The organism is Corynebacterium singulare, assembly GCF_000833575.1.
GTDB classification, from domain to species: domain Bacteria; phylum Actinomycetota; class Actinomycetes; order Mycobacteriales; family Mycobacteriaceae; genus Corynebacterium; species Corynebacterium singulare.
The window spans coordinates 2,185,383-2,198,280 of record NZ_CP010827.1 but is presented as its reverse complement, the minus strand read 5'-3'; the positions used below and the strand labels follow the sequence as shown (position 1 = coordinate 2,198,280).

At 62.3% G+C, this 12,898-nt stretch carries 11 protein-coding genes; 6 read left to right on the top strand and 5 right to left on the bottom strand.

Annotation, left to right across the window (positions count from 1 at the left end; genetic code table 11):
- The first annotated feature begins 8 nt into the window (after positions 1-8).
- Positions 9-632 carry an ATP-dependent Clp protease proteolytic subunit gene (locus CSING_RS10175; protein WP_042531993.1) on the top strand — a complete coding sequence of 208 codons (624 nt, stop codon included), beginning with the start codon at positions 9-11 and terminating at the stop codon, positions 630-632.
- Between the two features lie 64 nt (positions 633-696).
- On the opposite strand, the gene fabG is transcribed toward CSING_RS10175, so the two are convergent.
- Positions 697-1,467: a 3-oxoacyl-ACP reductase FabG gene (gene fabG / locus CSING_RS10170; RefSeq protein ID WP_042531991.1), complete on the bottom strand. Its 771-nt coding sequence runs from the start codon at positions 1,465-1,467 to the stop codon at positions 697-699.
- Positions 1,468-1,509: 42 nt separating this feature from the next.
- Positions 1,510-2,814, bottom strand: coding sequence for an MFS transporter (locus CSING_RS10165; protein WP_042531989.1), 1,305 nt, complete (start codon positions 2,812-2,814; stop codon positions 1,510-1,512).
- Between the two features lie 214 nt (positions 2,815-3,028).
- Between CSING_RS10165 and clpX the strand changes: the two genes are divergently transcribed.
- Positions 3,029-4,324, top strand: coding sequence for an ATP-dependent Clp protease ATP-binding subunit ClpX (clpX, locus tag CSING_RS10160; RefSeq protein ID WP_042531987.1), 1,296 nt, complete (start codon positions 3,029-3,031; stop codon positions 4,322-4,324).
- A 246-nt stretch (positions 4,325-4,570) separates the two neighbouring features.
- Here clpX and CSING_RS10155 read toward each other — a convergent pair whose 3' ends face one another.
- Positions 4,571-5,323, bottom strand: coding sequence for a TetR/AcrR family transcriptional regulator (locus CSING_RS10155; protein ID WP_042531985.1), 753 nt, complete (start codon positions 5,321-5,323; stop codon positions 4,571-4,573).
- 192 nt (positions 5,324-5,515) lie between these two features.
- Between CSING_RS10155 and CSING_RS10150 the strand changes: the two genes are divergently transcribed.
- Complete coding sequence (locus CSING_RS10150; RefSeq protein WP_042531983.1) at positions 5,516-6,478, top strand: malate dehydrogenase; 963 nt, start codon at positions 5,516-5,518, stop codon at positions 6,476-6,478.
- Here the strand turns inward: CSING_RS10150 and panC are convergent.
- The gene (panC, locus tag CSING_RS10145) at positions 6,475-7,296 is read right to left on the bottom strand and encodes a pantoate--beta-alanine ligase (RefSeq protein ID WP_042531981.1); all 822 of its coding nucleotides are present in this window, start codon (positions 7,294-7,296) and stop codon (positions 6,475-6,477) included. The genes CSING_RS10150 and panC overlap by 4 nt on opposite strands.
- A gap of 11 nt (positions 7,297-7,307) precedes the next feature.
- A complete protein-coding gene (gene panB / locus CSING_RS10140; RefSeq protein WP_042531979.1) occupies positions 7,308-8,117 on the bottom strand; it encodes a 3-methyl-2-oxobutanoate hydroxymethyltransferase in 810 nt (269 codons plus the stop codon).
- A gap of 57 nt (positions 8,118-8,174) precedes the next feature.
- Between panB and CSING_RS10135 the strand changes: the two genes are divergently transcribed.
- Genes CSING_RS10135 through CSING_RS10125 form a run of 3 tightly spaced genes read left to right on the top strand, consistent with a single transcriptional unit; the run spans position 8,175 to position 12,885 of the window.
- On the top strand, positions 8,175-10,913 hold the full coding sequence (locus tag CSING_RS10135) for a valine--tRNA ligase (RefSeq protein ID WP_042531977.1): 2,739 nt from the start codon (positions 8,175-8,177) through the stop codon (positions 10,911-10,913).
- Complete coding sequence (folC, locus tag CSING_RS10130) at positions 10,913-12,442, top strand: bifunctional tetrahydrofolate synthase/dihydrofolate synthase (protein WP_042531975.1); 1,530 nt, start codon at positions 10,913-10,915, stop codon at positions 12,440-12,442. Before CSING_RS10135 ends, folC begins: the two co-directional genes overlap by 1 nt.
- A complete protein-coding gene (locus CSING_RS10125; protein ID WP_042531973.1) occupies positions 12,439-12,885 on the top strand; it encodes a DUF4233 domain-containing protein in 447 nt (148 codons plus the stop codon). Before folC ends, CSING_RS10125 begins: the two co-directional genes overlap by 4 nt.
- Positions 12,886-12,898 lie beyond the last annotated feature (13 nt).

Below are 12,898 nucleotides of genomic sequence, written 5' to 3'. Positions count from 1 at the left end.
TTATTACAATGTCTAACCTTCAGATGCCTTCTTCCCGCTACGTTCTGCCGGAGTTTATTGAGCAGAACGCGCAGGGATCCAAGACCACCAACCCGTACTCCAAGTTGTTTGAGGAGCGCATCATCTTCCTGGGCACCCAGGTTGATGACACCTCCGCCAACGACATCATGGCGCAGCTGCTGGTTCTGGAGTCTCAGGACCCGGACCGCGACATCACGATGTACATCAATTCCCCGGGTGGTTCTTTCACCGCCCTCATGGCCATCTATGACACCATGCGCTACGTTCGCCCGGACGTGCAGACCGTGTGCCTGGGCCAGGCGGCCTCGGCTGCGGCAGTGTTGCTGGCCGCTGGTGCTCCGGGCAAGCGTGCTGCCCTTCCGAACTCTCGCGTGCTGATTCACCAGCCGCGCACGCAGGGCACCCAAGGCCAGGTCTCGGACCTTGAGATCGAGGCTAACGAGATCGAGCGTATGCGCCGTCTTATGGAGCAGACCTTGGCTGAGCACACCGGTAAGACCGCAGAGCAGGTCCGCCTCGATACCGACCGTGACAAGATCCTCACCGCCCAGGAGGCAGTGGAGTACGGTCTTATCGACACCGTCTTTGATTACCGCAAGCTCAACGCCTAATCCCCAGCGCTAAGCCCCGCCTTCCGGAGGATTCCGGGGGCGGGGCTTCGTCGTGCAGGGAGGCTTAGTCCTCGTAGGGCGGCAGGATAGCCTCGGGAGATTCGGGGAGGATTTGGCCGCCGTCGATGATGAGCGTTTGACCAGTGATGTAGCCGGCCTCGCGGGAGGCGAGGAAGGCCGCGGCGTTACCGATGTCGCGCGGGGAGCCCAGACGGTGCATGGGGACCGAGCGCGACATCTGGTCGAGGTAGTCCTGGCCTTGGTCCTCAAGGCCTTCGGTGAGGATATTGCCGGGTAGCACGCCGTTGATGGTGATGCCATCGCGGGCCACCTCGAGGGCGGCCGAGCGCATAAAGCCTTGCTGCGCGGCCTTTGAGGCGCCGTAGTGAGCCCAGCCAGGGTAGCCGGTGTGGGAGCCGGTAATGGAGGTCGTGATGACGATGCGCCCGTATCCGGCCTTCTTCATGTACGGCAGCGCCTCCTGTACCACGGTGAAGGTGCCGTGCGTGTTGATGGCGAACATGGCATCCCACTGTTCATCCGTCATATCCTCGAGCGGGCAGTTGGGGAAGACACCGGCGTTAGAACAGACGATGTCGATGCGGCCATAGCGCTTGACGACGTCCCGGTAGAGGGCGCGGATGGAGTCGCGCGAGGTGACGTCGGCAAGCAGGGCGTCCGCACCCAAGTCCTCAGCAGTTTTCTGTGCGGCCTCGAGGTTGAGGTCCGCGATGACAACGGTGGCGCCCGCCTCACGCAGCGCGCTGACAATCCCCCGGCCAATGCCGGCCGCGCCGCCGGTGACGATGGCTACCTGATCCTGAAGGTCAAACATGGTGCTGCTCCTATGAGGTGGGTACGGAATCTACCTCCCAGTCTAGGCAGCGACAGGCTGGGGTGCAGTTGCTGTAGCGGAGCCCGTGTAGGCGCGCACGCCGATGAGCGAGACTGCCGCGAGGAGCGCTGTGACGCCGGCCAAGGTGTACAGCCCGGTTGGGGTCCAGCCGCTTTCGAGCAGGTAGCCGGCCAGGATGGGTGCGAGGGTAGCGCCCACACGGGCGATGCCGATGGCAGCACCGGTTCCAGTGGTGCGCAGCGCCGAAGGATAAGCCTCCGGGGCGACAGTGTAGAGGCCGGAAATGCAGGCATTGAGGGTCAGGCCTACGCCCACGCCGAGGGCAAACATGAGGGAAGGAGCGGAGGAGGAATAAATGAATCCCACGAGGACGCCGGAGGAGACGACACAGAAGGCGATGAGGAGGGGACGGGCGTCGATGCGCGTGGTGAACAGACCATAGACAACTGCGCCGATAGCACCGCCGAAGGAGAGCATGATGCCGCCCAAGATGCCCTGCTGTGCGGTGAGCCCCTCAGCCGTGAGCAGCTTCGGAGTCCATTGCGAGGTGAAGTTGAACGCAAACATGATAAGGCTAAACGCCAACCACAGCTTGATGGACGTGCGCAGGAACTGCGGCGACACCAGCTCCTTGTAGGAAGTTGTGTGCTCAGTGCGTGGGCGCACGCTGACGTCGCCCCGAAGACCGAGGGCAGCGGCGATGCTACGCACCTTGTCCATGCGGCCGCGAGCGGCGAGGAAATCCGCGGATTCCGGAACCGCAGCGATGGTGAGAACCAGCGCAAGGACAGTGAGCGCTGCACCGACCCAGAAGATGGGCTGCCAGGTATCGAAGGAGGAAGCGATAACACCGCAGAAGGAAGCACCCAGTCCATAGCCGGAGGCATAAATAGCCACGGCGAGGCCGCGGAATCGAGTGTTGGAGTATTCGCTCACCAACACGGTGACGCAGACGAGTACGCCGCCGACGCCAATACCGGTGATGAGGCGGAAAAGGATGAGCAGGCCAAAGGTAGGCGCGAGGGCGGTGAGGACGAGACCTGCGAGATCAATGATGAGGGAGACGGTGATGAGCTTGGTGCGGCCAAGGCGGTCAGCAAGCGGAGCGAGAAACAGGGAGCCCAGGCCGATGCCGATGAGTGCGGAGGAGAGAAGCCAGCCCAGCGCGGAATCAGACAGCGCAAAGTCTTGCGCGACAGACCCTGCGCCGAAGGCCATCGCCACCATGTCGTAGCCGTCGAGGGCATTGAGGTAGAGCGCGATGGCAATGATGAACCATTGGCGTGCGCTCATGGGGGAGTGGTCGATAAGTTCGCGGATGTCCATGTACAACTTTCTGGTGTTGGGGAGTCCCGAAGTAAGTTAATGAACCGCTCTGTCTATGTCTATTAACTGGTGCTTTAAATTCAATGGCGCGCCGTCTCGCTAGGAATGACGCCGGGGTCCGAGTGGTTTACTAGAGTGGAACAAAGGCTGCGGGGAGGATGGAGTAGAATCGCCACCCGCACACACCCCAGAGAAAAAGAGTTGAAAGGCCTTCATGGCACGTATGCAAGAAAGCGCTGACCTGCTCAAGTGTTCCTTCTGCGGAAAGAGCCAGAAGCAAGTGAAGAAGCTTATCGCCGGCGGCGGCGTCTACATTTGTGACGAATGCATCGAGCTCTGTAACGAGATTATTGAGGAAGAGCTCGGTGCAGCTCAGGCCGAGGCAGATAGTGAGAAGGAGATGCGCCTGCCGCGTCCCTCAGAAATTTCTGCCTTCTTGGACAAGTACGTCATTGGTCAGGATCAGGCCAAGCGAGTGCTGTCCGTGGCGGTGTACAACCACTACAAGCGCATCAAGGCGGAGGAAGCTGCGGGCTTGGACAGTCGCCGTAAGAAGGCGCAGGATGAAGACGTCGAGATTGCCAAGTCCAACATCCTCATGCTGGGCCCGACTGGCTCCGGTAAGACCTACCTGGCGCAGACCCTGGCACGGCTTCTCGACGTCCCCTTCGCCATCGCCGATGCCACGAGCCTGACCGAGGCTGGCTATGTCGGCGAGGATGTTGAGAACATCCTCCTCAAGCTGCTCCAAGCAGCAGACTTCGACGTGGAGCGCGCCCAGCACGGCATCATTTACGTCGATGAGGTGGACAAGATTTCCCGCAAGTCGGAGAATCCATCCATCACACGCGACGTATCCGGTGAGGGCGTGCAGCAGGCTCTTCTGAAGATCCTGGAGGGCACCGTAGCGGCCATCCCGCCGCAGGGCGGCCGCAAGCACCCGAACCAGGAGTTCATCCAGCTGGATACCTCCAATATCCTGTTCATCGTTGCCGGCGCTTTTGCAGGGCTGGACAAGGTGATTTCTGAACGCGTGGGTAAGAAGGGCGTGGGCTTTGGGGCCAAGCTGGAAACCAAGGATGAGAAGGAGTCCGTGGACTTCTTCTCCCAGGTGCGCCCGGAAGATTTGGTCAAGTTTGGTCTCATCCCGGAGTTCATCGGCCGCCTTCCCGTGGTGGCCACGGTGGATAACCTGGACCGCGAGTCCCTAGTCAAGGTACTCGTGGAGCCCAAGAACTCCCTGGTCAAGCAGTACCAGCGCCTGTTCAGCATGGATGGCGCGGACCTGCACTTCGAGGACGAGGCGTTGGAGGCCATCGCTGAGCTTGCGCTGGAGCGCAAGACCGGTGCGCGTGGCCTGCGCGCCATCATGGAGGAGCTGCTAGTTCCGGTCATGTATGACTTGCCTGACCGCGAGGACATCTCCAGCGTTCACATCACCGAGGCTTGTGTGAAGGGCGAGGGAGAGCCGGAGTTCGTCTACTCGGATGAGGCGAAAGAATCCGCTTAGGCGCTCATCTGCCACAGGGCATCTTATACAAGGCATCTTCAGCCGTGAAGATGCCTTTTATCCTCTCTAGAGGGCGTTTTCACGCCTGAAAGTGCCCTTTGGCGGATGCCATCTAAGCGATGCCGACTCCCTTTGCGTAAAGAGACCAGAGTAGTAGGGCTCTATGTGCGCAAGGTTGGGTGGCTGCCTGGTGTTTTAGGACAAGCTGAGCGCAGAGGATCTCTTTACTGTGGTCCTGATGGGGTGCTAGTCCTCATAAAGCCCAGCGGAGACGTTGAGGTTATCGTCCGCCTCGGTTGAGTAGATGTCCTGCGGGGTGGCCTCGGTTCCGACTTCGGCCTCGCTTTGGGTGAGGTAGGACTGGTGGCCCGAGTCGGGGATGTTGGCGGTGAGAAAGGCCAAGACAGCGTCGACCGCCATGCGGTGCATGCCCTCGGTGTTGGTGGGGCTTTGCATGTCGATGTCCAGTAGGTTGTTCATCATCGAGTGATTGGTCACACGATACATCGTCAACGCGGCGATCAAAGTGAAGATGTCATTGGCGGTAATCCCCGGGCGGAAGGCGCCTGAATCTTGGCCCAAGAGGAGGAGTTTGTCCAGGTGGAGGGAAATCTCGGAGACATCAATAACCGCCTGCGAGGAGTCCAGCACACTATGTGAGGACTCCATGGTCATCATTTTGATGGCTTCGGGGTTCGCTACGTGTTGGGTAAACATCCACTCCACGAGCGTGCGCACGCCTTCCACGGGGACTGCAGAGTCAACGGCGAGGCTGCCCTCCGGCGGGTTGAGGCGCTTGGCGGCGGCGGCGAGGGCCTGCTGGTAGAGGCCCTTCTTGTCGCCGAAGTGGTAGTGGATCATGCGCTTGGACATGCCAGACAGCTTCGATACGGACTCTAGCTTGGTCTCGGCAAAGCCGTGCTCCGAAAACTCCGCGATCGCAACATCGATAACGCGCTCGACAGAGCCGGAGTTGACCGATGAGGTTTCAGTGGTCATGAAAGTCCCGTCCTTGTGCGCATAGGAAATGGTGGCTGGTTTTGCCAGCTCCTTACCACTATGCCGAAAAACTATGTAGGCGGAGTTCAAGTACAGCGATCTTGGGTATTTCGGGGGTGAAATCACACCCCATGGCGGAGGCAAACGGGACTAGGGTGGGAAGGTGAGTACCCCGTCGAAAGGATGTCACACATGACTGCATTGCAACCCGTGAAGATCACCGTGACCGGCGCCGCCGGCAACATTGCTTACTCCCTCCTGTGGCGTATCGCCGCTGGTGATGTCTACGGCAAGGACACCCCGGTGGAGCTGGCCCTGCTGGAGATCCCGCAGGCCATCGGAGCGGCTGAGGGCGTGGCTATGGAGCTCAATGACTCCGCCTTCCCGCTGCTGCGCGGCATCACCGTCACCGATGATCCGAACGTGGCCTTCAAGGACACTAAGGCCGCCTTCCTCGTCGGCTCCCGCCCGCGCAGCAAGGGCATGGAGCGTGCTGACCTGCTGGAGGCCAACGGCGCTATCTTTACGGTGCAGGGCAAAGCACTGAATGACGTTGCCGCGCGCGATGTCCGCGTCCTCGTTGTAGGCAACCCGGCCAACACCAACGCCTACATCGCTGCCCAAAGCGCTCCGGACCTGGACCCGAGCCAGTTCACCGCCCTGATGCGTTTGGACCACAATCGTACCCAGAGCCAGGTTTCCCTCAAGACCGGCACGCCCACCGCGGATCTGACCAAGGTTGCCGTGTGGGGCAACCACTCCGCCTCCCAGTTCCCGGATCTGACCTTCTCCAACGCTGAGGTGGATGAGGACTGGTACAAGGAAGAGATGATTCCGAAGGTGGCCAAGCGCGGCGCCGAGATCATCGCAGTGCGCGGCAAGTCTTCGGCAGCTTCCGCCGCGTCTGCTGCGGTGGACCACATGCACGACTGGATCCACGGCACTGAAGATTGGCGTACGGCGGCCGTCGTCTCCGATGGCTCCTATGGCGTGGACGAGGGCCTCGTCGCCGGATTCCCCACGGTGGCTCGTGATGGCAAGTGGGAAATCGTTCAGGGCCTCGAGCTCAACGATTTCCAGAAGGAACGCATTGAGGCCTCCGTGCAGGAGCTGCGTGAGGAGCGCGAAGCTGTCGCGCACCTGCTCAAGGACTAAGCGTCTAGCACGAGATTATCGATGAGCCGCACCGGCCCCACCTGCGCTGCCACCAGCGCCAGGGCGGGCCGGTGTTGTGCATCAACCGGCTCCAGGGTGGCGGGGTCCACCACGGTGAGGTAGTCCACGGTGACGCCGGGGGAGGAGGCGAGCTGGGCGCGCGCAGCCTCCAGCGAGGTGCCATCTCGCAGCGCGAAGAGTGACTGTGACAATGCGACGGCTTGTTCGCGCTCAGTAGAGCTCAGGCGGGCATTGCGGCTGGACTCGGCCACGCCGTCTGCTGCACGGACGATCGGGGCACTGACGATGTCCACCGGAAGATCGAGATCGGAGACCACGCGGCGCAGGATCGCCACCTGCTGGGCATCCTTCTGGCCAAAGTAAGCGTGGTCAGGACGCACCAGGCTCAAGAGCTTGGTAACGACTGTTGCCACGCCGTCGAAGTGCCCTGGGCGCGACGCACCTTCCAGAACCGAGCCCATCTCACCCGTGCGCACCCATACACGCGGAGTTCCGCCGGGATACATCTCCTCCACGCTGGGAGCAAAAACGGCATCGGCACCTAGGGAGTCAAGGAACGCGGCATCGGCGTCAAAGTCACGCGGATAGGCGTGGTAGTCCTCGCAGTCACCAAGGTCAGTGAACTGAAGGGGGTTGACAAAGACCGAGCACACAACGTGGTCATTGTCCTCTCGGGCGCGACGTACCAGGGAGCCGTGGCCCTCGTGGAGGGCGCCCATCGTCGGCACGAAGCCTACCGAGCCCGACAAGGAAGAACGGAAGGCGCGGAGTTCGGCTTTTGTACGAAGAATCTTCATGAAGATAAAGCCTAGTCCTCGAAGGATTCCTCGGAGTTAGGGAAGGAGCGGGCGCTGACATCGTCTACATACTCCTTCGCGCCGGACAGTAGCGCACCACGCAGATCTGCGTAGCGGCGCACAAAGCGCGGAGCCTTGGAACCACCTAGGCCGAAGGCGTCGGTCCACACGAGAATTTGGCCGTCGGTTTGCGCCCCGGCACCAATGCCGATGGTGGGGATGGGAAGTTCCCGAGTGACCTCCTCCGCGAGGGCGGCGGGGACCATCTCGAGAACGATGGCGAAGGCGCCGGCATCGGCAAGCGCGCGGGCATCAGCTGAAAGCTTCTCCGCGCCCGCGCCGCGGCCTTGGACCACGAAGCCGCCCAGTGCGTGGACCTGCTGGGGCGTGAAGCCGATGTGGGCGCAGACAGGAATGCCGGCGTCGACAAGCGCGGCGACAATCGGGGCACGCTCCGCACCGCCCTCCAACTTCACTGCCTGCGTGCCCGTCTCCTTCATGATGCGCACCGCGGACTCTAAGGCTTGGGAAGGGCCGGCCTCGTAGGAGCCGAAGGGCAGGTCCACCACAACGAAAGCGCGGGACGTGGCCGTGACCACCGCGCGGGCCAGCGGAATGATCTCATCGAGGGTCAATGACAGCGTGGTCTCCCGGCCCAGCACCACGTTGGCCAGGGAATCGCCCACGAGCAGGAGATCTATGCCGGCTTCATCAAAAATCCCGGCGGTCATGCAGTCATAACTAGTCATGCAAGCAAAGGCCTGGGACTCTTCCTTGGCGCGGGCAAAATGGCGGGTTCGAAGACGTGAAATGTGCGACATGTCTTTACTCTAGCCAGGGGTCGGGTGCCAGTTGACGCACAGGGTAGAGTTGGCCAGGTGACTGATCAGAATAAAGAGCAACTCGTTGGCACCAACCGCGCGGACCAGCTTCCCAAGTCCTGGGAGCCGCAGGCAGTAGAGAAGGACCTCTACGAAGGCTGGGTAAGCGCTGGTTATTTCACCCCGGACGCGTCCTCGGAGGCGGAGCCGTATTCCATCGTGCTGCCGCCGCCGAACGTCACCGGCCAGCTGCACATGGGCCACGCCCTGGACCACACTCTGATCGACTCCATCATCCGTCGCAAGCGCATGCAGGGCTACGCCACCCTGTGGCTGCCGGGTGCTGACCACGCCGGCATTGCTACCCAGACCAAGGTTGAGTCCCGCCTGCGCGAGCAGGAAGGTAAGAAGCGCTGGGATTATGAGCGTGAGGAATTCATCCAGAAGGTCTGGGAATGGAAGGAAGAGTTCGGCGGAACTATCCAGAACCAGATGCGCGCCATCGGTGACTCCGTGGACTGGTCCCGCGAGCGATTCACGCTGGATGATGGCCTCTCCCGCGCCGTCCAGACCATCTTCAAGACTCTCTATGACGAAGGCATGATTTATCAGGCTAACCGCCTGGTGAACTGGTCCCCGGTGCTGGAGACCGCTGTGTCCGATATTGAGGTGGTGTACAAGGACGTCGAGGGCGAGCTCGTGTCCATTCGCTATGGCTCGCTTGACGACGCCGAACCGCACCTCATCGTGGCGACCACCCGTGTGGAGACCATGTTGGGTGACGTGGCCATCGCCGTTCACCCGGACGACGAACGCTACGCCCACCTCGTTGGCACCGAGCTACCGCACCCCTTCCGCGATGACCTGAGCCTGAAGATCATTGCCGATGATTACGTGGACATGGAATTCGGTACCGGTGCGGTGAAGATCACCCCGGCGCACGACCCGAATGACTACGCCATGGGTCAGCGCCACAACCTGGACATGCCCACCATCATGGACACCACCGGCCACATCGCCAACACCGGCACGCAGTTCGATGGCCTGACGCGCGAGGAAGCTCGCGTTGAAATCCGCGAGGCGCTGCGCGAGCAGGGCCGCATTGTCAAGGAAATTCGCCCCTACGTTCACTCCGTGGGCCACTCGGAGCGCTCCGGCGAGCCGATTGAGCCGCGCTTGAGCCTGCAGTGGTTCGTGGACGTCAAGAAGATGGCGACGATGTCCGGCGATGCCGTCCGCGAGGGCGATACCACCATCCACCCGAAGGCACTGGAGCCGCGCTACTTCGAGTGGGTCGATGACATGCACGATTGGTGCATCTCCCGCCAGCTGTGGTGGGGCCACCGCATCCCGATCTGGTACGGGCCGGAGGGCGAGGACGGCCAGCGAGATATCGTCTGCCTCGGCCCCGACGAGGAGGCCCCGGAGGGCTACGAGCAGGACCCGGACGTGCTGGACACGTGGTTCTCCTCTGCACTGTGGCCTTTCTCCACCATGGGCTGGCCGGAGAAGACCGCCGACCTGGAGAAGTTCTTCCCCACGAACGTGCTGGTCACCGCCTATGACATCCTGTTCTTCTGGGTGGCGCGCATGATGATGTTCGGTACCTTCGCCGGTGCTCACACCCCGGAGCTGCTGGGTGAAGGCAAGGACGGCCGCCCACAGGTTCCGTTTAAGGACATCTACCTCCACGGCTTGGTCCGCGATGAGCAGGGCCGCAAGATGTCGAAGTCCCTGGGCAACGGCATTGACCCGATGGATTGGGTGCGCGATTATGGCGCGGACGCCCTGCGCTTTACCCTGGCCCGCGGCGCTAACCCGGGCGTGGACCTGCCGCTGGCCGTGGATGCTGCTGCCGCCGGCCGTAATTTCGCCACCAAGCTCTTCAACGCCACCAAGTTCGCGCTCATGAACGGCGCGGGCGTGGCAGAGCTTCCGGCACGCGAGGAGCTTTCCGACGCCGACCGCTGGATCCTCGACCGCGCCGAAGAAGTCCGCGCCAAGGTGGACGCCTACCTCGATGATTACCAGTTTGCCAAGGCCAACGAGCTGCTCTACCACTACGTGTGGGATGAGCTGTGTGACTGGTACCTGGAGATTGCTAAGACCCAGATCCCGCGTGACTTCGACGCGGCTACCGCGGAGGAGCAGGCCACCGGCCGAACCACCCAGATTGTCCTGGGCCGCGTGCTCGACCTAGTTCTGCGCTTGCTGCACCCGACCATGCCGTTTGTCACCGAGGTTCTGTGGAAGGCGCTCACCGGTGGGGAGACCATCGTCACCGCCCAGTGGCCGACGCAGGAGCACACCAACGGTGGCGCGGAGAAGGATGAGGTGGCCGCGCGCCGCATCGAGGATGCCGATAAGCTCATCACCGAGCTGCGCCGCTTCCGCTCCGACCAGGGCGTGAAGCCTTCCCAGAAGGTCCCGGGCCGCCTCGACTTCGCAGCGGCTGACTTGCAGAACCAGGAGGAACTCATCCGCAACCTGGCCAACACCACCGAGCCGGGCGAGGACTTCACCGCCTCTGCCTCCATCGAGGTACGCCTGTCCCAGGCCACCGTCGAGGTCACCCTGGATACGTCCGGTGCCGTGGACGTGGAAGCCGAGCGCAAGCGCTTGGAGAAGGACTTGGCCAAGGCTCAGAAGGAGCTGGATCAGACCGGCAAGAAGCTGGGCAACGAGGCCTTCCTGTCCAAGGCCCCGGAGGCCGTGGTGGAGAAGATCCGCACCCGCCAGCAGGTGGCCCAGGAAGAAGTTGAGCGCATCACCGCACGTCTGGAGGGACTCAAGTAGTGGCGGAGGAGCAAGACCGCGAGGAGTTTGAGATCGTCGATGCCCTCGCGGAGGGCACCGATGGCGGGCCGGTCGAAATCACCGACTCCGGCCTGACCCTCAACCTCGGTGGCGAGGAGGACTACGAGGAGGCCGCCCCGGAGCAGGCCTCCCCGGAAGAACTCGCCGAGCTGGCCCAGGTCGCCGCGGAGCTCAACGCGCGTGCACCGGAGACCATCATTGCGCCGAGCCTTGAGCGCATCGAGATGCTCATGGACCTCCTGGGTCACCCAGAGCGCTCTTTCCACGTCATCCAGGTCGCCGGCACCAACGGCAAGTCCTCGACGGCGCGCATGATTGATTCGCTGCTGCGTGCCTTCCATCGCCGCGTGGGCCTGGTCACCAGCCCACACCTACAGCTGGTGACCGAGCGCATCGGCATTGATGGCCACCCCATTCACCCGCGCGATTTCGTGCGCATCTGGCGCGAAATCAAGCCTTATGTGGAGATGGTGGATTCCCGCTCGGACATTCCCATGTCCACCTTCGAGGTGCTCGTGGGCATTTCCTACGCCGCGTTCGCTGATGCGCCTATCGACGTCGCCGTGGTCGAGGTCGGCCTCGGCGGCACGTGGGATGCCACGAACGTGGTCAACGCCGAAGTTGCCGTAGTCATGCCAGTGGGCTTGGACCACACTGACTACCTGGGCGACACCATCACGGAGATTGCCGGTGAGAAGGCCGGCATCATCAAGGCCCGTGAGCACGATGCGGACGACGTCCTCACGCCGGGGGAGAACATCGCCATCATCGCCGAACAAGAACCCGAGGCTATGCGTGTGCTGTTGCAGCGCACCGTCGACGTTGGCGCGGGCGTGGCCCGCGCGGGCTCCGAGTTCGCCGCGCTGGAATCCCGCATCGCCGTGGGCGGCCAGCAGCTCACCATCCAGGGATTGGGTGGCCTCTATGAGGACATTTTCCTGCCCCTACACGGCGAGCACCAGGCCAAGAACGCGGCCGTGGCACTGGCGGCGGTGGAGGCGTTCTTCGGGGCGTCATCAGGCAACCCCATCGACATCGCGTCCGTGCGCACCGGCTTTGCCAAGGCCATGTCGCCTGGCCGCCTGGAGCGTGTGCGCACGAGCCCGACGACCTTCCTCGATGCCTGCCACAACCCGCATGGAGCCAAGGCTCTGGCCGCGGCACTCGACCGCGACTTCGACTTTGCCCGCCTCATTGGCGTGGTGTCCATCTTCACGGACAAGGATGCTGCCGGCATTCTCACCGCCCTAGAATCCGTGCTCACGGAGGTCGTCATCACACAGAATGCCTCGCCGCGCGCCCGCGATGCCTATGAGCTAGCGGAGCTCGCTCGCGATATCTTTGGCGAGGAACGCGTCTTCGTTGATCCCGATCTGCCCGGTGCCTATGCCCAGGCTGTGGAATTGGCCGAGGATGCTGAGGTCCAGTCTGGATCCGGCATCATCATCACCGGCTCCGTCGTTACCGCCGGCGATGCCCGCGCACTCTTTGGAAAGGAGCCCGCATGAGCCCCCGCAAACCCGTCCCCGAGAATGAGATCGGCCCACTCGGCCTTGGCCAAGCCCCCACGAAGGACCCGCTCAAGCAATTCGGCGGCATGGTCGTAGCCAGCTCCCTCACGTTGGAGCTGCTCACACTCGTCCTCGCTCTGCCCATGCTGTACAAGCTTTATGATGGCACCCTGTGGACCCCGTTCAACTACGGCGTGGTCATCGGATTCATGGTGCTTCTGCTGGCGTCCTTCCCGTTCATGAACAAGCCGTGGATTGTCGGCGCTCAGATTGTCCTCCACATCATCGGCATCGTGCTGGGCTTTATGATCCACTGGTCGCTGGCGACCATCTTCATCATCTTTGCCCTTCTCTGGGCGCTGGCGGCCTATATGCGCTCCGTTATTGTGGCGCGCATGGAGCGCGGTTACCTCACCACGCAGCACCTCAACGAGAAGTAGGGGACTAAGCGGT

What these genes read in the sequence shown, in the direction of transcription:
- CSING_RS10175 (WP_042531993.1), top strand. Translation starts at nt 9, where the DNA reads ATGTCTAACCTTCAGATGCCTTCTTCCCGCTACGTTCTGCCGGAGTTT.
- panB (WP_042531979.1), bottom strand. Translation starts at nt 8,117, where the DNA reads ATGTCGCACATTTCACGTCTTCGAACCCGCCATTTTGCCCGCGCCAAG.
- CSING_RS10165 (WP_042531989.1), bottom strand. Translation starts at nt 2,814, where the DNA reads ATGGACATCCGCGAACTTATCGACCACTCCCCCATGAGCGCACGCCAA.
- fabG (WP_042531991.1), bottom strand. Translation starts at nt 1,467, where the DNA reads ATGTTTGACCTTCAGGATCAGGTAGCCATCGTCACCGGCGGCGCGGCC.
- CSING_RS10150 (WP_042531983.1), top strand. Translation starts at nt 5,516, where the DNA reads ATGACTGCATTGCAACCCGTGAAGATCACCGTGACCGGCGCCGCCGGC.
- CSING_RS10155 (WP_042531985.1), bottom strand. Translation starts at nt 5,323, where the DNA reads ATGACCACTGAAACCTCATCGGTCAACTCCGGCTCTGTCGAGCGCGTT.
- panC (WP_042531981.1), bottom strand. Translation starts at nt 7,296, where the DNA reads ATGAAGATTCTTCGTACAAAAGCCGAACTCCGCGCCTTCCGTTCTTCC.
- CSING_RS10125 (WP_042531973.1), top strand. Translation starts at nt 12,439, where the DNA reads ATGAGCCCCCGCAAACCCGTCCCCGAGAATGAGATCGGCCCACTCGGC.
- clpX (WP_042531987.1), top strand. Translation starts at nt 3,029, where the DNA reads ATGGCACGTATGCAAGAAAGCGCTGACCTGCTCAAGTGTTCCTTCTGC.